At 59.1% G+C, this 19,261-nt stretch carries 19 protein-coding genes and 1 pseudogene; 2 read left to right on the top strand and 18 right to left on the bottom strand.

Features of this window, described 5'->3' with window-relative positions; all coding sequences use genetic code 11:
- Nucleotides 1-94: 94 nt before the first annotated feature.
- The 5 genes from TMZ1T_RS21680 to TMZ1T_RS18335 form a co-directional block, all read right to left on the bottom strand.
- Complete coding sequence (locus tag TMZ1T_RS21680) at nt 95-262, bottom strand: hypothetical protein (RefSeq protein ID WP_261789201.1); 168 nt, start codon at nt 260-262, stop codon at nt 95-97.
- 427 nt (nt 263-689) lie between these two features.
- On the bottom strand, nt 690-1,466 hold the full coding sequence (locus TMZ1T_RS20705; protein WP_012586137.1) for a WecB/TagA/CpsF family glycosyltransferase: 777 nt from the start codon (nt 1,464-1,466) through the stop codon (nt 690-692).
- 113 nt (nt 1,467-1,579) lie between these two features.
- Nucleotides 1,580-2,125 carry an acyltransferase gene (locus TMZ1T_RS21740; RefSeq protein WP_012586136.1) on the bottom strand — a complete coding sequence of 182 codons (546 nt, stop codon included), beginning with the start codon at nt 2,123-2,125 and terminating at the stop codon, nt 1,580-1,582.
- Entirely contained in the window at nt 2,115-3,056 is a 942-nt protein-coding gene (locus TMZ1T_RS18340; protein ID WP_012586135.1) for a glycosyltransferase family 4 protein, read from the bottom strand. Before TMZ1T_RS18340 ends, TMZ1T_RS21740 begins: the two co-directional genes overlap by 11 nt.
- Nucleotide 3,057: 1 nt before the next feature.
- Entirely contained in the window at nt 3,058-4,248 is a 1,191-nt protein-coding gene (locus TMZ1T_RS18335; protein ID WP_012586134.1) for a hypothetical protein, read from the bottom strand.
- 279 nt (nt 4,249-4,527) lie between these two features.
- On the opposite strand from TMZ1T_RS18335, the gene TMZ1T_RS18330 reads away from it, so the two are divergent.
- Nucleotides 4,528-5,646: an ISAs1-like element ISTha1 family transposase gene (locus tag TMZ1T_RS18330; RefSeq protein ID WP_012586133.1), complete on the top strand. Its 1,119-nt coding sequence runs from the start codon at nt 4,528-4,530 to the stop codon at nt 5,644-5,646.
- A gap of 672 nt (nt 5,647-6,318) precedes the next feature.
- On the opposite strand, the gene TMZ1T_RS20695 is transcribed toward TMZ1T_RS18330, so the two are convergent.
- The 5 genes and pseudogenes from TMZ1T_RS20695 to TMZ1T_RS21200 all read right to left on the bottom strand — a co-directional run.
- The gene (locus TMZ1T_RS20695; RefSeq protein ID WP_012586132.1) at nt 6,319-7,302 is read right to left on the bottom strand and encodes a glycosyltransferase family 2 protein; all 984 of its coding nucleotides are present in this window, start codon (nt 7,300-7,302) and stop codon (nt 6,319-6,321) included.
- A gap of 11 nt (nt 7,303-7,313) precedes the next feature.
- On the bottom strand, nt 7,314-8,549 hold the full coding sequence (locus TMZ1T_RS18325; protein ID WP_041589701.1) for an oligosaccharide flippase family protein: 1,236 nt from the start codon (nt 8,547-8,549) through the stop codon (nt 7,314-7,316).
- Nucleotides 8,550-8,717: 168 nt separating this feature from the next.
- A complete protein-coding gene (wecB, locus tag TMZ1T_RS18320; protein ID WP_012586130.1) occupies nt 8,718-9,872 on the bottom strand; it encodes a non-hydrolyzing UDP-N-acetylglucosamine 2-epimerase in 1,155 nt (384 codons plus the stop codon).
- Between the two features lie 109 nt (nt 9,873-9,981).
- Nucleotides 9,982-11,208 carry a Wzz/FepE/Etk N-terminal domain-containing protein gene (locus TMZ1T_RS18315; protein ID WP_012586129.1) on the bottom strand — a complete coding sequence of 409 codons (1,227 nt, stop codon included), beginning with the start codon at nt 11,206-11,208 and terminating at the stop codon, nt 9,982-9,984.
- A gap of 76 nt (nt 11,209-11,284) precedes the next feature.
- Nucleotides 11,285-11,669: pseudogene (locus tag TMZ1T_RS21200) on the bottom strand (IS1634 family transposase); the annotation flags it as partial.
- Between the two features lie 121 nt (nt 11,670-11,790).
- On the opposite strand from TMZ1T_RS21200, the gene TMZ1T_RS20690 reads away from it, so the two are divergent.
- On the top strand, nt 11,791-12,588 hold the full coding sequence (locus TMZ1T_RS20690; RefSeq protein ID WP_012586128.1) for a glycosyltransferase family 25 protein: 798 nt from the start codon (nt 11,791-11,793) through the stop codon (nt 12,586-12,588).
- Here TMZ1T_RS20690 and TMZ1T_RS18310 read toward each other — a convergent pair.
- From TMZ1T_RS18310 to TMZ1T_RS18275, 8 genes are read right to left on the bottom strand one after another with little or no spacing between them, the layout of a single operon-like run.
- A complete protein-coding gene (locus TMZ1T_RS18310) occupies nt 12,506-13,825 on the bottom strand; it encodes an O-antigen ligase family protein (protein WP_012586127.1) in 1,320 nt (439 codons plus the stop codon). The genes TMZ1T_RS20690 and TMZ1T_RS18310 overlap by 83 nt on opposite strands.
- Complete coding sequence (locus tag TMZ1T_RS18305; RefSeq protein ID WP_012586126.1) at nt 13,826-14,632, bottom strand: glycosyltransferase family 2 protein; 807 nt, start codon at nt 14,630-14,632, stop codon at nt 13,826-13,828.
- Complete coding sequence (locus tag TMZ1T_RS18300) at nt 14,629-15,738, bottom strand: glycosyltransferase (RefSeq protein ID WP_012586125.1); 1,110 nt, start codon at nt 15,736-15,738, stop codon at nt 14,629-14,631. Before TMZ1T_RS18300 ends, TMZ1T_RS18305 begins: the two co-directional genes overlap by 4 nt.
- A complete protein-coding gene (locus TMZ1T_RS18295; protein WP_012586124.1) occupies nt 15,735-16,730 on the bottom strand; it encodes an ELM1/GtrOC1 family putative glycosyltransferase in 996 nt (331 codons plus the stop codon). The genes TMZ1T_RS18300 and TMZ1T_RS18295 overlap by 4 nt, the downstream gene beginning before the upstream one ends.
- On the bottom strand, nt 16,718-17,542 hold the full coding sequence (locus TMZ1T_RS18290) for a polysaccharide deacetylase family protein (protein WP_012586123.1): 825 nt from the start codon (nt 17,540-17,542) through the stop codon (nt 16,718-16,720). The genes TMZ1T_RS18295 and TMZ1T_RS18290 overlap by 13 nt, the downstream gene beginning before the upstream one ends.
- Complete coding sequence (locus TMZ1T_RS18285; protein ID WP_012586122.1) at nt 17,539-18,663, bottom strand: glycosyltransferase family 4 protein; 1,125 nt, start codon at nt 18,661-18,663, stop codon at nt 17,539-17,541. Before TMZ1T_RS18285 ends, TMZ1T_RS18290 begins: the two co-directional genes overlap by 4 nt.
- A 7-nt stretch (nt 18,664-18,670) precedes the next feature.
- Nucleotides 18,671-18,991, bottom strand: a complete 321-nt coding sequence (locus tag TMZ1T_RS18280; protein WP_012586121.1) for a type II toxin-antitoxin system YafQ family toxin — start codon at nt 18,989-18,991, stop codon at nt 18,671-18,673.
- The gene (locus tag TMZ1T_RS18275) at nt 18,969-19,241 is read right to left on the bottom strand and encodes a type II toxin-antitoxin system RelB/DinJ family antitoxin (RefSeq protein ID WP_012586120.1); all 273 of its coding nucleotides are present in this window, start codon (nt 19,239-19,241) and stop codon (nt 18,969-18,971) included. The genes TMZ1T_RS18280 and TMZ1T_RS18275 overlap by 23 nt, the downstream gene beginning before the upstream one ends.
- Nucleotides 19,242-19,261 lie beyond the last annotated feature (20 nt).

Genomic DNA, 19,261 nt, shown 5'->3' with positions numbered 1-19,261 from the left:
CCCCCGTAAGCCCGGCTCGCCGGGCCTCCGGGCCGTGAAAGGACGGTGCTCGGGGCTGCGGTGAGCTGAGATTGGGAGTCAGGCAGCAGAAAAATCATGCGCTGGGGCTCGCGGAGCGGGTACGCGCTGAAGACAACACGGATTCAGGTTTAAGCAAAAAGCCAAGCATCGCTAGCATTGCTGCTGCAAGCAGCCATCCACCAACAACACGTGTAACCTGCCGAGCGAAAGACTGCCCCCGCCAAGAGCCATATGCTCCCATTACAAACAACGCGCCCACCACGAGCGCAGCCCACGTAATCGCACCCAAAAAATAACGCTGGTCGACATCGAAACTGCCAAACCGCAATAAGAAGGCGGCGTATGCTGCGAGAATGGCCGTGCCGGCGTCAGCGAGTGCAGCAGCCAATGCCACTGGGTAGCGTTCAGCGAACGTCGGAGTGTAGTTGAGTGATTGAGGCATGGGTATAAAGGAACAGAATCAGGAGCAGTTTTCAATGAAGGCAAATGCTGTCAACGCGAGAAGGTCACGCTCCTAAAATCAAGTCCATGACATTCTCAAACGTTATGTTCCTGCACGTTCCTTCCACCTCGGTATAGCTGAAGAAAACGCGTGCGCGTGTCTTGCCCTTCGTCCCCGCGTGGGCCGCCAGGCCGGGCAACGTCGCAGCGCGTGCGCACAACCATGGTCAAGCACGTGGAGCCTTTCTGCGCCTGCACAGCAATAGATATTTTGCCACGAGTAAGAATAGAAGAAATCTAGTGTTGGTTACAAGATATCTTTTCCACATCCGCCGTGGCTCCTGGAGGATTCGATACAGCCACTCCAGGCTCCATCGCTGCATCCAAAAAGGTGCGCGTTGAACCTTTCCCGCTACAACGTCGAAAGATCCTCCCACTCCCATCAGAACCATCCCATTCATCAGCTTCGATTTTGCGAAGTTAAGAAATTCTTCTTTCTGTGGTGAAGGCGTTCCGACAAACAAAAAGTCCGCTCCGCTGCGGTTCACGGAATCAATGATGTCTTCCCATTCGGATCTCTTGAAGTATCCATTGCGTGCGCCGGCTATGATGGTTTTGTTGTACCTGAGTGATACGACCTTTACGAGGGCGTCGAGCGTTTCTTGAGTTGCTCCGAGGAAGTAGGCCGTTTTGTTATTTTTCTCAAGCTTGGATAAAAGGAAAATAAAGAGGTCGCATCCAGTGACCCGTGGAAATTTCTTTCCATAAAGAATCTCGTAGGCGAAGACCATGGACATCCCGTCCATGTTTATAAGCTCTGCGTTCTCGATTGCCCGTCGGACGTCTTCGTTGACCTCCCGTAAGCAGATCTTGAATGCGTTCAAGTCCTCGCGGACAACAGGTGGCGATTCGGCTGGTGTGCTCAATAAGAAATCCGCTGTTTCCTCAAGGCTCAACGTCGTAAGGTTGGGGTTTTCGGCTAAATCCTGAAAAATGTTCTTCATTAATTATGCTTGGCTTGAAGGATTGGTCTGCAACGCGCTTCTGCCCGAAAGAAGCGGAAATTGAAAAAAAGTTCCTCTCCGGAGTTCCAGCGAGTAGAGCCCGGTGATGTTCGTCAGAGGGCCTGTTGCTGCGTCGAGGTGGAAAGATCTCTCATCTTGATTATCTTCGCCGGTACGCCTCCAACTATGGCTCCCGATGGAACGTCTTTAGTCACTACAGCGCCTGCGCCAACAATGCTGCCTCTTCCTATGATCACCCCAGGGAGGATGATGACGTTTCTGCCAATCCATACGTCGTCCGAAATTTGTGGATTTCGTTTTTCGGTGGTCGGCTGGAAAATCATCGGTATGGTTGGGTCGGAGTACGTGTGCGATTCGTTCAGAATTGCGACGTTAGGTGCAATCATCACATGGTTGCCTATCGATGCGCCTTGTATGAAAACTCCTTCGTTGATGTGGCAGTGTCTGCCAATTTTCACGTTCTTGCAATCAGACAAGTAAACTCGATCTTCCAGAATTGACTGGTGATGATATTCCATCACTTGCAATATCTTCGATGCATACCATACGCGAATCTTGTTGAAGAATTTGATGTATTTCGTATTCGGGAGATGGAAGACTATCAAGTAATATAGGGCTAGTGACAGTTTAGAGGCCATGAATTTGCTCTGCGTAGATCTGCATTAATCTCTTCGTGATCTGCTCGTTATCGAGACCAAGACGCAATATTCGCTCTCTTCGGGCTCCTGGGCGTTGACTGCCCTCTAGAATCGCCTCGTGAAGCAGATCTGCCACGTAGTCGGGGCGGTCGGACAGTTGGAAGATCCTTGTTCCGGGAGTGCTTCCGACGATGGAGCGAACGTCGCCAACGTCGGAACTCACGACGGGCAGGTCACAGCTCATAGCTTCTTTGATCGATTGGGGTGAGCCCTCGCTAATGGACGTCATCAGCAAAGCGCTCGATTCCGACATAAGGTGACGTACTTCTTCTCGAGTAAAGCCGTCCAGTGGGACGATCTGCATCTCACCATGCCTTTCTGCGTACGCATTCATGACGGCCTGAAAAAAAGAAAAGTTCTTTACCGTGCGGTCCTTTCTTCCGGGGAACAGAATCAAGTTCCGCTTGGATGCGGCGGCCTGAGGGGAAAAAAAATCCGTATCCACGCCGCAAGGCAGTGTTTCGTAGTTCGCCTGGGCTTGGGCGACGATCCTGTTCATCGTCGCGTTAAGCGTGATCACCTTTCCGATGCGCTTGATAACCTGCTTGGTGATCAATACTTGAACCGTCTTTCCCTGATCCTCGAGTATGTCTCCCCCATGTAGTGTGAGGATGGTTCTTTTCCAAATCGAGCGGAAAGGAGCGAGAAGGGTGAATAGTCCGCTCAGGCCATAGTGTATATGAATGATGTCGTAGCCGCCGAATTGACTCTTAATCAAAAGATTTATCGCGGTTGAAGCATATTCTATTTTCGATCTGAAGCCTTCGATTACGAAAAGATCGCACTTTACTCCATTGCGAATCAGGGATTCGTGCTGTTCCTTTACGAATATGCCTGCATAAGGTGTATCCGGATTGCGATCCGGATACATGTTAGTTATGATTAGTGCTCTCATGGTCTTTGTTGAGTTTTTCTTTCGCCTGAAAGAAAACTATCGAGATTATCAAGAAGTTACTGAGTATGTAATACGAGTAAATGTTGTTCTCGGTAAGAAGCCTGAGTGTCATTATTAGGATCAGTGGCGTCATGAATATGTCACGTCGTAGGCACCAGGAAAACGATCTGACGAGAAAATATAATAGCGCAAGAAATGCTAGTAGCCCAAAGTCAATCAGGATCAATAGAAAATCGTTATGCGGCGCAATTCCGTCCCAGATCTCCAAGAAGCCCAAAAAACCGTTCCCGAAGAATAGCGACCAATATGGTTGCTCAATAATAAAGTCTATAAATACAATGTAGGCATATAGTCTCCAGAGCATAGATCCTTGGTATTCATCTCCAAGAACCTGAATCGGTAGCTTCTGCCTAGCTGCGTGAACGAGGTCAGACCCTCCACCACCCAGCAGAAGGTGTAGTGGCCCGAAGATCTTCGCGAACATTTCAGGTGAGAAATGGCGTAAATAGAAATAGGAGGTTACTGCGGCTATTAATGAAAAAATTACGTTCAGAACGATAAATCGCAGAGAAAGCTTCTTTATGTTCACAAAAGCGAGCAGGGAGCAGATGAAGGCTCCGGTAGAGGTGCTCAGTAAAGTGAGCAATGATATTATCGTCTTTCGCAATGTGAGGGCGCGTTCTTGCAGGAGGGAGATGTATAAGAATGGAAGCGATGTCAAGAGGTAGCTGCCAAGTAAGTTCGCATGCTCAAAGTTGAAGAATTCCCTGTTGGCAGGATCCGCAAGCTCGGTTGAGATCAAGAAGTTCGCAGACGCTAATGCAATGAATATTAAAAATATTCGTTGTGATAGAAGTGGTATTGCGTTGCAATCTAAATGCATTGCGCTTGCCCGGACTACAAAGAAGATGATTGCCAGGCTTGCGAACTTGAAGAAGTGCTCGACATTTCCGCTGCTCGAGAGCCAGATAAAGCAGAAGAAAAGATACGCGCCCAATAACAATGCGTGTCTTTTATGGATCGATTGCAGTATATATTTCTGTGAGATGAAAAGCAGCAAGACAAATGTATTGAAGATGACGAAATTGAGATCCCTGAATGGTGAAAGGAAGTCCAGCGCAAATTTAAGCGTGAAGAGAAAAGTGAGGGCGGATTGGATGCTTATCATTTTTTCTGGTAAATCTAATCCATAGTGATTAATAGATGAGCATCCTGGGTCAGCATGATCTGTGGCAGGCGAGCCCTCGTGGGCTTCTACCTGGTTACGTACGAGGGGGCAGGTTCAGGGCCTCCGCACTCGGAATGCATTTTCCCTGACCGCATATCCACCTGAAAATAGTCGTTCACATTCAACGCCTTATGCATTCATCTTGTGAACCCTTCGAAAATCACGTCTACTCTCGTCTTTTGGGCGAAGAGCGTGAGTGCGGCGCAAAGGGGTTCCCTGATGAGTTGTCTGGACGAAATCGATGATCCGCGCAAGCCGAGCAACGGCACCTTGCACGACTTCCGGGAGATCCTGGTGATCCTGATCGCCGCCGTGCTCTCGGACTGCGACACGGTCGAGGACATCACTTTCTGGGCACGCACCAAGCAGGCGTGGCTGCGTCGCTTCCTCGTGCTCAAGAACGGCATCCCGTCCGAGGAGACCTTCCTTCGGATCCTGCGTGCGCTCGATCCGAAGCAGTTCGAGAACATGTTCCGGCGCTGGGTGGGCGGCGTGGTCGGTGCGCTCAGCGACGATGCGGGCCTCGCCGGCACGATCGCAATTGACGGCAAGACCGTGCGCGGCTCGGGCAGCGGCGGCGAGAGCGCGATCCACATGGTCAGCGCCTTCGCCACCGAGTTGGGACTGGTGCTCGGCCAGGAGAAGGTCGCCGCCAAGAGCAACGAGATCACCGCGATTCCGGAGTTGCTGGAGGCGCTCTCGATCAAGGGGCTGCTGGTCACGATCGACGCCATGGGCTGCCAGAAAAGCATTGCCAAACAGATCGTTGCGAAGAAGGGCGACTACCTGCTGATGGTCAAGGGCAACCAGCCCAAGCTGCTCGAAGCGATCGAGACCGCCTTCATCGATCAGCACGGCGTCGAGTCGGTCGACCGCAGTTCGCGGGTCGAGCGCGGCCACGGCCGCACCGTCGGGCAGATCGCCTCGGTGCTCTCGGCCAAGGGCATCGTCGATCCGGCCGACTGGCCCAAGTGCGTGACGATCGGGCGCATCGACTCGATGCGGGTGGTCGGCGACAAGCAATCCGATCTCGAGCGGCGTTACTACATCAGTTCGCGCGCACTGAGCGCCGAGCAACTGGCCGCAGCGGTACGTGCGCATTGGGGTGTGGAGAACCGGCTTCATTGGATCCTCGATGTCAGCTTCAGCGAGGACGCCAGCACGGTGGCCAAGGACAACGCGCCGCAGAACCTGTCGCTGCTGCGCAAGATCGCGCTCACGATCATCCGCGCCGACAAGACCGACACGCGCAAGAGCAGCCTTCGGCTCAAGCGCAAGGGGGCGGCGTGGGATGACGGGGTGCGGGAGCGCATGCTGGGGATCCGGGCGATATGCTAGGCGAGTGCGGAGGCCCTGGGGGCAGGTTGGATTTCGTGGAAGGTATGTGGTGGATTGGTTTTCGGGGTGGTGTAGTTGTCGAATATCTGAATTTTTTTAGAAACGTGGTGAGATGTTAAGACGCCGCTGGTGCGTGCGCTTTGGGGCCGGAGTAACCCTTGGATCACGCTGCCCGCTCAGGTACCAGAAGCCCCTGTTCTCGCGATCAGCAGCATTCTTGACGCTCTTTCCCTACGAAGTCCGCGAATACTTTGATTCTGCTTTTGGTGGTCGAACATTCGCTAGCTGTGGTTAGGCGACTGTGATTCGATCGAAATCTGTAGCTAGGTAAATTGAGCCGCCGAATGCCAATGCACGATGTAAGAACGATCCAACGGTCAAGGCTTTGCAGCGCTTGATTGTTCAGGGCAAGATGGCGGTGTGACAAGGGCAAACCAGAGTTGGTGTTTGAAGCGTGACGGCGATTGTGCGCGGGTGTGTCGGTCGCGATCGCGTGCAGGAGGCCTGCTGTGAGTTTGTGCGATCCGCGTTGATCCTTTTCTGCGTTCGACCGGCGCAAGAAGTGCTCGTTGGAACCGCATTTGCTATCCGAACCTTGCTGGAGTTGAAGTGACGACAGATAAGGCTCTGTGCTCCTCGAACAAAACTGACGAAGGCGGAAGCCGAGGTCTCTCAAGGTCTTTTTAATCCAAAGGTGAAGAAAAAAATCAGGATGCGAAAGAGCTCCTTCGCGTGGCCTTGTTCTTTCAGCGCATGCATAACGCTGGAAAAGTAAAGGCTATTGCCATTCTCGTCAATGAGGTTTCGGCTGAGCAGGTGCTTCTCGCATGAAAGTCTGGAGCGGAAATACTCGTAAAGCGACGTCTGCCGGTCTCGCCCGAGCCCGATCTGTGCTAGTTGTGAAACGCGTTTCATGTGCTCTATGATCGTTTCGACTTGTTTTATATTTTTTAATGTAGAGTTGCTGTCAACTTGTTGTGTGATCGAGGAGGTATTGCGATGATAAAAATACAGTCTTTTATCGATGACGGTGAAAGTGCTGGAGACGGAAAGCGCGGCGAAGAAAAGCAGCGCATCTTCGGCAAATGTCAGGCGCTCTTCGGTCGAAATGCACAAGGCTGAAAACGCAGCAGCTAGGACTTTTTTCGAGTATGCCTTTCCCGGTGTGCCGAAAGGAAGGTGCGGTGTCTGCATGACAGCATCGAGGACATGGCGGCGCCGAAGACGCGGGTGAGGAACCACTGACGGTGTTTGATGCCATGGAGGAGTCGGAATCGTCGCGAATTCGAAAAGGACGATGTCCGGTTTCGTCTGCTCCGTCGCGTGAATGATCGAAAGGCAGGCGTCGCGATGCAAGGTATCGTCAGGATCAATGTAAAGGACATAATCCGCACGTGAGTTTTCGGTGCCTACTCTTCGCGCATGGTACGTTCCCAAATTTCTTGCGTTTGAAATGATGCGTATGCGAGGGTCCAGCGCCGCCCACTTCATTGCACGTGAAACGGAGTCGTCAGTGCCGCAGTCGTCCACTACGAGTATCTCGATGTTCGTGCAGGACTGGTCGATACAAGACTGGAGACATCGGTCGATGTATCTTGAAACGTTGTAGGTGGGCAAGACGAGTGAGATTGCAGGTTTGTCTGTCATGAAGTTCATCGGCCGGCGGGTTAGCTAGGGTCTTCCTGATAAGTTGGGAGAACTCTCTTTTTCCAGCGGATCCAATAGATGATTCCCACGACGCATGCCGCGCCGTACCCTAGAAACAAGGCGATCAGAGGCGCTTTGGTACCGAGATGCTCGATAAAGAAGAAATTGATGGCTGAGGCCGTTGTCAGAGCGGTGGCCCATTTGATCACGACCCATGTGGCGGCCTGCTCTTTCAGCATCAAGGCGTTGTAGACCGAGTCCACAAATGTGGCGACGGACAGAAAAGCGGCGTACTGAAGCAATGGAACGGCGTCGGCGTAAGAGTTGCCGAAAATTGCAGTTATCAGAAAATTGGAAGATAAGGAGAGCAGCGCTGAGCCAGAGAGAGCTATGGCGAGGTACAGGAGTAGGAGTTTTTTGATGTTTTGATTGACGCGGCAGGGTGATTGCTCGCCGTAGAGATATTTTGGCGCAAAAGACTGTGAAAGAATCGTCCCGAGAACCAGCCAGTTTTCAGTGATTTGTATTGCGGCGGAGTAAACGCCGAGTTCGGTATAGGTTGTGTGCTCGGCGAGAAATAATCGGTCCTGACGAAGGAAGATTGTCATAAACAGAAGTCCGAGCCAGAAAATGGCGCCATCTTTGAGAAACGTGAATGCATCGGCGCGTGAAAATTGCCACTTTGGCGATCCAGGTTGGAAGTAAACGAGGAACAATAGGATGGCGACGAGCAGCCCTTCGCCAACCCAGGCGACCGCAACCAGTTTGTAACTCAGGGAGAAGTAAGCTATTGCTGTGATTGCAATGAACTTGCCAGAGAGGGCGGCGAGCCGAATCTTTACAGCAGGTGCGATATTGGTTTTGGACTGAAGCCACGCGACAATTACGGCAGGTGGTTCCACGAGGAAAAGCAGGAGAAGAATGATCTGAGCAAGGGCGGAGACCTCTGGATCGCTCAGGAATAGAGAGGTAAAGGTATATCCTATGAGATAGGCTATTGAACTGATCAGAATTCGGATTGCGAAAGCCGTTCCAAGGATTTTTCCTGCTTTTTCTGGATTTGCGACCAGTCTTGGTACGACTACTTCCGAGCCGCAGAGGTAAGTCAGTGTTGTAGCTATGAAAAGAAGCGAGAGTGCATATTGCCACTTCCCGTAGAGTTCTGGGCCAAACTCGCGTGCAATCAATCCCGTGATGATGAGCGTCATCACGATTTGGAGGCCGCGCTCGACGAGCGCCCAGAGGATGTTCCTCACGACTACAGAGAGGGAGGGCGTACGGCTTGGTTGCACAAATTTCTCGAATAATTTCGATAGTGAGCGTAGGTTCTGAATCACCCTTTGCGCGACTTTTTTTAAAGTGTCCGCCACAGTCAGAGGGCTCGGGTAGCTACATTCAATAGACTGGTGCGCCTGCGTAAACAGTCAGCGGGGCTCTGATCCGTTGAGGGGCGCAAAAGTGGAGCGAGCGAGCAAGGTTTCCAGAATTCGCTGGCAGGCCTTTCCGTCACCGTAGGGATTGTGGGCGCGGCTCATGCTGCGGTATGCCGCCTTATCGTCGAGCAGGCTTCTAATCTCTTCCACGATGGTGTTGGTGTCGGTGCCGACAAGTCTGACGGTACCGGCAGTGATTGCTTCGGGTCGTTCGGTCGTGTCTCGCATGACAAGCACCGGCTTGCCGAGAGATGGGGCTTCTTCTTGAATTCCTCCGGAGTCGGTGAGGATCAGGTAGGCCTTTTTCATCAGGTGCACGAAAGGCAGATAATCCAGCGGCTCGATGAGGTGAATATTCTCGATGCCAGTCAGGAGGCGGTTCACCGGGCCGCGGACGTTCGGGTTCAGGTGAACGGGATAGATGATGCTCACATCGGGATGATCTCTGGCGATCTTGACAAGCGCTTGGCAGATTCGCTCAAAGCCGCCGCCGAAGCTTTCACGACGATGACCGGTAACGAGGATGACCCGCCCGGACGCCGTTAGGGAACTCGTTGGGCTCGCTGCTTCCGCGCGCAAGCCCGGATCGGTATCGAGACGCCTGGAGACATCCAGAAGGGCGTCGATAACGGTATTCCCGGTGACGATGATGTGGTCGGGTGGTATACCTTCGCGTAGCAAATTCTGGCGCGAAGTATCTGTTGGAGCAAAGTGCACTTCTGCAAGCGCGGCGGTCAGCTTGCGGTTGGCCTCTTCCGGCCATGGGGAATATAGGTTGCCGGTGCGTAGCCCCGCTTCGACGTGGGCCACTGGGATTTGGTGATAATAGGCGGCCAAGGTGGTGGAAAAGGTCGTGGTAGTGTCGCCATGCACCAGAACGATGTCGGGCTTGAAGCTGGAGAGAACTCCCTTCAAACCCTGCAGAACCGCTGTAGTAACATCGGTGAGATCTTGTCCGGGTCTCATGATGTTCAGGTCGAAGTCGGGTTGAATTCGAAAGAGTTGCAGGACTTGGTCCAGCATCTCGCGGTGTTGGGCAGTAACGCAAACTTTGGCATCAAAACGCGGATCTTCTGCCAAGCTGATGGCGAGTGGAGCCATTTTTATGGCTTCCGGGCGAGTACCGAACACCGTCAATACTTTCATTGCTCGTTGCTCCCGTTCAAATTGCTTCTGCGAGGCCTAATTCACGCGCTTTTCATGGCGGTATTCGTCCGTGGGAGCGCAAGTTCCTAGTGTTCCCGGCTCAAGGTGCTTAGTGGTCGCCCGCTTGGCGCCTGTGGCCATCGCTCCACGGCGCTCGACCCAATACAAACATCATCCCCGCAATGACGCCCAGCAGCCCGCCCAGTGCAACACCCGGAGCGACCTCAGGTTTGCGCTCCCGCATTTCCGTCCCCTCGGGCGGCGTCACGAAGCGCATGCCGGTAATGTAGGTGTTTTTCCAGCGTTCGCGTTCGAGATCAAGCTCGTTCCAGGTTTGCTCGACGATGTCGGCCGCACGGTCGCGGCCTTGGAAGGCGGCGGACTGGAGGTTCTGCAGTTCGGCAAGCAGCTTGCGCCCTGAGACCGCTTGCTTGAGCGCAGCCTCGGCGTCGCAGTAGTACTTTCGCTTGAGCTCGCTTGCCACGCGTTCGCGCTCGCGCTGGGCTTTAGCGAGCTTGAGGTCGGCGATCTGGATCTCCGCGGCGACGAGCTGCGCGGCGGGCGAGAGGAAACGCTCGGTGCCCTTTTCCAGCGAGACGATCTGGCGGCTCTCCGCCGCGCCGGCGTCGGGGTGGCGGGCGATGATCTCGCGAAGGTCTGCGATCCGCTGCGTTTCCTGGCGGATGACGAAATCGCTCTGCAACTGCTGGTTGCGCAGCTCCTGCGCCCGGGTGGCGTGGGTGTTGCAGTTCGTGAGAGTGCTCTCGGCGAGGTCGACCTTGATGACCGAGTCGCGGACGTATTCGGCCAGCAGGGTGAGGGGAGTGCCGTTGCTCGGGCCCTTGCCCGCGTACCGGATGCGCAGGCCGACTAGGGCGTTTTGCGCATCACCGTCGGCCTTGATTCCGAAGGCCTTCTGGTCTTTGTCCGTAAAGGCGAATTCGGGCTTGATGACCTCGCGCAGACCGCTGGGCAGCTTGGCGATTGCTTGCAGCCGTTGGCCATCCGGGGTCTCGGTCTGCGATGTAATCCGTAGAAAGTCTTCGAGGCGCGAGCCGCTGGATAGTGCGCTCTCATAGCGCTTGTAGTCCGACGCGCTGAGCAACTGCAACTTTTTCGTGGGATCGCTTGCCGGGGCCGAGGCGCTCGGCGTGAGGAGCAGCCCCTCGGTGATGTACTTGGTAGACAGCAGGCTACCGCCTACGCCCAGCACGGCGCCGAGAACGCCGATGCCGGCGATCAGGCCCTTCTGTTGCCATAGTGTGCCGACCATCTGGCTCAGGTCGATCTTGTCGTCGTCTTTGTAGGCTTGTGAAGGCCGCTGCGTGTTCTGCATGATGATGTGATGCTACGGGAAAACCCGAATTATCACACTTAGGCGAGCGTTTGCGTACGGGGCAAAAGGATTCTATGCCGTTTCTAGTGGAAATTGACTCAACAACAATCGTGGTGAGGTCGTAGAACACCACCGACAAATCCTGGTGGATCCGCCGGGGCTGCAGTCCGGCGACCACCGCATCGACCTCGTTCTGATGATCCATCAGCGCAGCACGCCGAACTTGGAGTCCGGATCGCACAGGCGGTTGAGCACCATCAGCTGGATCGGCGTCTCCATGTTGATGGTGCGGCGCGTAAGGCGAAACACCCGGCGCAGCAGATCCGAGAACCCAAGTGACTTACGCAGCTCGGTTAGCGCCCACACGTTACCGAATGCCCGCGCGGACTTGAAAGACACCGTGGGTGCCGCGGCTTGGCGTCCATCGGTTCGCGGCCGGTGATGTTCAGCAGGCCATTGATCTCTTCAGAACACTACCTCGTGACCGCGCGTGGTGCGGGCGCTATGGCGATCGTCTACTCTTCGGCTCTTGAGGGTTGGGCTGAAGCGCCGTAAGCGGAGGCCCTTGACAGGAGGCCACGTTTGAGTATCGGCATCTTCATCATCAACCTGCCCGAGGCGGTCGAGCGTCGGCAGCGGGTGTCAGGCCACTTGGCCGCACTGGGCCTCGACGCGACCGTCATTGAGGCCGTGCGGGGCAGCACGCTTTCCGTGGCTGAGCGCGCGTCAGTGGCGGATGATCCACGTTCCGTCGGGCGCTACGGGCGAGTGCTGACGCCCGGCGAGCTAGGGTGTGCGATGAGCCATGTGCGCGCGTACGAGCAACTTCTCTGTAGCGGGCACCAGTTCGGTCTAATTCTGGAAGACGATGCGGTCCTGCTGCCGGACGTGGCAAATCTGCTTGTCAGCGCAGAGAACTGTCTCTGGTTGCAGTCGCCGCATCCGCGGCTGCTATTGATGACGCCGATCCGGGCTTTCCTTGCCCGGGGCGCGGTGCCGTTTGCCGCGGGCTATCGGCGGGTCAAGGTCCGACGGGCGTGGGAAGGCTATGGTTATCTCGTTAACCGCGCCGCGGCGGATGCGATGCGGAGGATCAATTCGCCAGCGTGGCTTTCGGCCGACGATTGGGTGGCTTACCGACGTTTCGGTTCTATCGAACTGTGTGGGCTGGATCCGTTCTGTATCGGGTATCTGGACACGGCGCCTTCGCAACTGGAGTACGACCGGCGACGGGTGGAGACCGCGTCGGGACGGTCCAAGAGCCTGAAGGCTCGGGTGGAGAAGTGGCAGCGGCAGATCATGGATGCGGTCTACTATCGCCCGGTATTCGGCCTTCTGCACCATCGAATGCCGAAGGGCTGGCCTGCCCGGAGAGAGTGAGATTCCGGGCGCCGATGGTTTCGGTGGCGAGCCGAGCTCGCAGCACGGTCACGAGGATCATGAAGGTCATCATCAGACGGTGATGGTTGAGGATTGTCTCGGTCAGTCCTTCGAGGAGGATGATCATGATGGTGAGGTTGATCATCGTGCGCGTGGGACCGAAGGTTCCCTTGAGCGCGCCGAAAAGCAGTCCAGCTAGAGCGGTTAGACCGATGAGGCCAAAGGTCGCAGCCTCATTGATGTAGAGATTATGCAGGTGGTCGTAGATGCGGAGGACCCAGGGGCCGTATTGATGTTCCTCCATGAATGCCTGTGTAGCCGTTTGCCTCTTGGTTACGTCGGGGCCGAGACCGAAGAGCGGTCGTTCCGAAATGATGAACAGCCCGGCATGCCACATTTGTAGACGATGACCGATCGAGGTATCCAGGTTGCCCTCGTAAATTTCTGCGTATTCGCGCTGCGTTTCCTGCAACCGTTCGTTGACGGCCGGGATCTGGGACGCAACTGCGATGGTGAGGATCAAGCTGAACGCGGCTGTAAGCCAGACGGCCCGGCTGGAAACGCCCGCCTGCCTCAATGCGCGATAGCCGATGAACGCCATGCAGACCGCCAACGCCGCGTAGAGCCCACGTGTGCCGGATAGCAGCACCCCCGTCAGCCCGACGGCGAATGCAGCCGAGAGAAAGATCCGCCAAGTGGTTTCGCGGAAAATCGTGGCGCCGTACAGCAGGATCATCGACAGCAGCGCCAGGATGCTGCCGTATGCAATCGGGTGGATTCCCGCTCCTGCGCGTTGCGCCCCCTCGATCCACACTTCCTGCGCGCCCGCCACGCCACCGATGAGGCTGCCGACGGCCATCCCCGCCCACAGTGCCTTGATGTTGAAACCGTAGCGCGCGAGGTAGAAAAGGATCGGGATTGCACCGAGGTAGCGTGCAGGAGGGTCGATGCGAGCCTCGAGCCCACCGTCGATCAATCGGTAGGCGATCTGATACGAACAGTATGCTCCCAGGCCGATCAGCCAGGGCGCTGCGTGGGCCCAGACCCTGGGGGCGACGCGAACCGTCGCCGGAAGGGTCACCAGGCTCAAGGCCAGCAGGGCGGTCGTCGCGTGGGAGTTCTTCGGTCCCGTGATCAGGAACGCGAAGAACCAGAACACCAGTGCCGAGTTCACCGTGTGGAGAGTGCGCTCGAGCGGGCTGCCGGCGTCGTGGTCTGCGAAGGGGGACGAGGACATTCAGGAGAGCGGTCGATCTGCAGACTGGATCAGCGTGGCTGCGCCGGTTGGGCCGTAATGGCCGACCAGACCAGGGACTTTCCAGCGCATTCGGTAAAGGAGATAGCGCAGCGGATGCGTCGCGAGCTTGCGCCAGAAGAAACGTGGATAGAGTGTGATGAGCTTGGCGTCGGAAAGACGCTTGCGGAACTTGCCTTGCGCGCGTACTTGCGCCTTGGGGCGATGCTTGCGGTACTTGATCACCGGACGGGCGAGATGGGCGCCTGTCCAGCCGGCGTGCCACAGGCGGACGAAGAGTTCCCAGTCCTCGCGCAGTTCGAAGCCGCGGTCGAAGCCGCCGACGGTGCGAAACGCGTCCAGGCGGATCAGCGCGCTGGTCTGGATGTAGTTCTCCAGGCTCAGCGTTTTCGGATCGAAGGGCCGCGAGGCGAAGACGGTGTTCTTCTCCCCGAAATACTGCAACTGGCCGTAGGCGAAACCTGCCCGTGGTCCTTCTGCTTCGAGCCGCCGCTGCAGGACTTCGAGCGAGTCGGGGTAGAGCAGGTCGTCGGAGTCGAGGAAAAGCACGTATTCGCCGTGCGCATATTGGGCGGCGTTGTTGCGTGCGGCCGACACGCCCTGGTTCTGCTGTGCGAGCACCGTGATCGGGTAGCTCCGCGCGATCTCCAGGCTGTCGTCGGTGGAGCCGTCGTCGATGAAGACGATCTCGACCGGCGCATAGGTCTGGGCGAGGACGGATTCGAGTGTCTCTGCCAGGTAGCGGCCGTAGTTGTAGTTGGCGATGACGACGGAAATGAGCGGTTTCATCGTGCGGTGGGCCGGGTGTCCGCGGTGAGCAGGATGCTCAGCACGTCGCGGATGACCCGGTTGGAGAAGTGCTGTTCGTAGGTGCTGCGCGCCGCGGCACCGATCGCCCACGTTTCGCTGCGACGTTGGTGCAGGCGCTCCACCGCGGTGCGAATGCTATCCGGGTTTCCCGGTATTGCCCAGAGCAGCCCGTTATTTTCGTCCGCCCGCAGTTCGGGCGTGAAGGCCGGCGTTGCCGCGGTGAGCACCGCCCGCCCGATCGCCAGCCCCTGATACACCTTGTTCGGAATCACCCGCAGCGCCTTGTCGCTGGTGCCGAAGATGCCGAGGATGGCGTCGGCGCTGGCGAGCCGGCCGGGGAGCTCGGGCAGCGGGCCCCAGCCTTCGACGCTGACGCGGCTGGGGCCGGTGGCGCCGGCAAGCGGCGCGAGGAGACGTTCGCACTCCGCCTTCATCGGCCCTTCGCCGATCAGGCGCCAGTGGGTGGGCGGGCCGTCGTAGTGCAGGATGGCCTGCGCCAGCACATCCACCCCCTGCAGGCCGATGAAGGTGCCGAAGAAGGCGAGTTCCAGCGGCGCATCGGCGGGCTTGTGCGGCCAGGGCTGCGGGGTGAACAGCGACTCCTCGGCGCCGACCGGGATCACGCGGATGCGCGCGCGCTCCACGCCGTGGGTGGCGTGGAAGTAGTCGGCGTGGCCCTCGGTGTCGGCGATCAGCCAGTCGGGCAGCTGAAAGAGGCGCGATTCCCACTCCAGCAGCTTGCGCGCCTTTGCGCTGTCCGCGGCGAACTTGTGCTTTTCGTTGACCTGCTTGTCGTAGGCGCTGATCAGCGGGTCGAAGACCAGCGGCACGCGCTGGCGGCGGGCGTAGCGTGCGGCGGCGGCGAGGTCGCGCTGGCGGAAGCACGGCACCCAGACGAGGTCGGGGCGGTGGCTGCGCTCCAGGAGGTTCCGCAGGGCGTACTCGAGGTCGGCGGTGGCCGACAGCGCGGGCAGGAAGCGGCTCACCTCGCAGCCGAGGCTGCGCAGCACCGACTCGATGACGCGGTTGCGCGGGTAGTCGGGCCCGTAGTTGCCGTAGCGGCCCCAGATCAGCACCTTCTTCATGGTGTTGTCGGCTCCAGCAGCGCGAGGACGACGTCGGCGATCTCGGCCTGCACGTCGGGCACGGGCGTGCTGCAGTCGGGGAATGCGATGTCGGCGAGGCCCGCGAGCGGCTGGCGCACCAGCAGGCCGCGCTCTGCATAAGCCTGCAGCGCGGCGCCGTCGTTGGCGTTGGGCTGGGCGACCGCGGGCGAGACCGAGACCACCGGCCGGCCGGAGTAGAGGCTCTCGGCCACCATGCTGAGGCTGTCCTCGGTGACGACGATCGCGCTTGCCGCGCCGAGGAAATCGCGCATGACCTTGCGCGGCGCCTGCGACCACCACACCGCGTCGGCGATCAGTTCGGCGGGGATGCTGTCCCGAAGCCAGGCTTCGGCGACAGCGCCGGTACGGCGGGACGTGGTGAGCAGCAGGCGGGCGCCGTCGCGGCGGGCGAGCGCGGCGAGGCCGGCGCCGAAGGCGCGCCAGTCGGCTTCCTTGAAGACATAGCCGGCGCCATCGCCGCCGACGAGCACCGCGATCCGTGGCTCGCCGGTCGGGGGAGGCAGCGGACGGGCGAGCTCGCCCGGCACCGGCGGCAGGGGCAGCACGTGATTGCACGCGACACCGAGCGGCACCACGGTGAACACGCGGGCGAAGGCGGCCGGGTCGTAGCCCTTGAGGGTGCCGCTATACACGTTGGGCACGCCGTACCGGCGCGCGAGCAGGGCGTTGGCGAGCAGGGTGTTGGCGCCGGACGAGACGATCAGCGCGGGCTGGCCGGCGGGTGGGGTGAGGCCGTAGATCCGCCGCAGCCACGTGTCGGTGTCGCGGATGCGCGGCAGCAGCAGGCGGCCCAGGCGCTTCCAGAAAGGGCTGCGGATCTTCAGCTCGATGGTGCGCGTTTCCACCATCCGCCGGGTGGCGAGCGCATCGACGATGCCGCGGCTCTGGCTGAGGTGCCCGGGGGCGCCGTCGCTGAGCAGCCAGATGGCGAGCGGCCTCACTTCTTCCACCCCCGTTTCCCGCCGCGCATGCGCAGCGCGAACGCGAGCAGCTTGTCCTTGCCACTGATCTTGATGCGCTTGAGCTGCAGCGGATCGGGGCGCGGGGTGCGTGCGTCGATGCCGTCGATGGTCGTCACCGCGGTCGTGTAGCCGGCCGCGCGCGCCAGCGCGACGTCTTCCTCGCCGTAGATCCCGAACGGATAGGCGAAGCTCGCCACCGCCTGGCCGGTCTGCGCCTGCAGCAGGCGGCGGGACTCGGCCAGCTCGTGGCGCTTGTCTGCCGCCGAAGTGGTGCCCATGTTGATGTGGGTGAGCGTGTGCGAGCCGATCTCGATGCGGCCGCTCGCGACCAGGCGCTGCAGCTCGTCGTCGCTCAGCTTGGGTTCGCGCGCGAGCTCGCCGGTGTTGTGGTGCGCCTTCTTGGCGGTGGACCAGTCGCGGTCGTGGCGGTCGACGACGATGTAGATCGTTGCCTTGGCGTCGTACTTGTCCAGCAAGGGCAGGGCGTTATGCAGGTTGTCGGCGTAGCCGTCGTCGAAGGTGATCGCGACACTCTTCTCGGGCAGCGTGTCCCAGTGTTCCCACAGCTCGCTCACGGTGTAGAACTGCCAGCCCTCGCGCTGCAGCCAGGCGAGCTGGGCGTCGAAGCGCTCGGGTGTGACGCGCAGGCCGTTGAACTTCGCGCCCGGACGGTGTGGGCTGACCATGTGGTACATCAGCACGCGCGGGTGACGCCAATCGGCCGGCGAACGCCACCAGGCGTAACGGTTGGAGAGCCAGCCGGCGGCGAGCGCCGCGCAGAGAACGAGCCACAGGGTCATGCGAGCGCTCCATACACCGCCAGCGTCTGCGCCTGCATGCGCTCGAGCAGGAAGCGCGTGTTGAACTCCACCACCGGCGTCCGTCCGGCGACCACGTCCCCGGCCCGCTTTGTCGCGGCCGCCACGTCCCCCTTCGCCACCGCCCCATGCGGGAACACCTCGCCCAGGATCTCCGCCACCCCCCCATGCGCATACCCCACCACCGGCCGCCCCATCGCCAGCGGCTCCAGCACGGTGCGCCCGAAGGATTCGGGCGTGGAGGACAGGCTCAGCACGCAGTCCGAGATCGCGTAGATCTCGCGCACGTCGCTGCGGTGACCGGTGAAGAGGATGCGTTCCCCTAGCCCCTCCGCCTGCACCCGTTCGCGGATCTCCTTCGCGTAGCCGGGCCGCTTCGGGTCCTCGCCGCCGACGATCAGCCCGACCACGTCCAGTCCGTCCGCGACCAGCTTGCCGATGAGGGTGATGAAGTCGTGATGTCCCTTCAGCCGCGTGAGCCGCCCCGGCAGCGTCAGCACCTTGCGCTGGCCAAGCTGCGGAAACTCGGCATGGAAGCGCGCCAGCCATTCGTCTGAAGGCTGGTAGTCGCGCGGAAACTCCGCCGGGTCGATACCGCGCGGGATCACCGTGATGTGCTCATCGGCCAGGTGCGGCCAGCGCGACGGCGGGTAATGGGTACGAATGTAGTCGCGCACCGTGTCGCTGACCGCGATCACGCGCTCGCCCGCGCACATGATGGCGCTGTAGCGGCTGACCGAGTGCATGCCGTGCACCGTGGTGACGAAGCGTGGGCGGGCGTCGGCCGGCATGCCGCGCCAGGCGAGCCAGGCGACCCAGGCCGGCAGGCGCGAGCGCGCGTGCACGATGTCGAAGCGCTCGGCCTCGAAGAGCCTGCGCAGCGCGCGGTAGTGCAGGAAGGTGGTCGGCGACTTGCGCCCGAGGTCGCGCGCGAGGTGGCGCGAGCCTTCGTCCTGCAACTGCCCGACCAGGCGCCCGCCCCTGGACAGCACCACCGATTCGTGCCCGGCCGCGACCAGCGCGCGCGCGATCTCGAGCGTGCCACGCTCGACGCCGCCGCTGTCCAGCGCGGGGAGAAGTTGCAGGACCTTGAGGGCTTTCATTCGTGCCTCATCCCTCGAAGAGATCCGCATGGGTGCCCGCCCGGACGAAGGTAATCTGTCGGTCATCGGCGCTGTAGATGAGCAGGAAGTCGCCGCCGACGTGGCATTCGCGGTGATCGGCCCACTCGCCCTTGAGCGGGTGGTCGAACCACTCCGGGCCGAGCGGGGCGTCGTTGGCGATGAGCAGCAGCATGACTTCCTTGAGCCGCTTGAGGTCGAAACGGCCGGAGCGGCTGAATCGTTCCCAGTCCTTGTGGAAGGCCTTGCTGAAATCCGCGGCGCGCGGCAGCGATGCTCGCTTGGTTTTAGCGGGCTTTTTCGAGCTCATCGAAGAGGGCGTCGGTCGATTCGAAACGTGCCTGGTGTGCCTTCATCATGGCGCGCGCCTCTTCCATGGCGGCGCGCGTTTCGGCGTTGGGGACCTTGAGTTCGAGCGGGAAGGCCTGGTCGTTGACGACGCGCTTGAGGAAGATGCGCACGGCGTCGGACATCGACAGGCCCATGGCGGCCAGCGCCTCGGTGGCCTGGGTCTTCGTTTCGTCGTCGACGCGGATGTGGAGCATTGAACTCTGTGCCATGGCTTCCTCGCTTGCGGAGT

This window comes from Thauera aminoaromatica (assembly GCF_000021765.1).
In the GTDB taxonomy this organism is placed as follows: Bacteria; Pseudomonadota; Gammaproteobacteria; order Burkholderiales; family Rhodocyclaceae; genus Thauera; species Thauera aminoaromatica.
The sequence above is the reverse complement of the archived record's forward strand: the minus strand, read 5'-3'. Positions and strand labels throughout refer to the sequence as shown.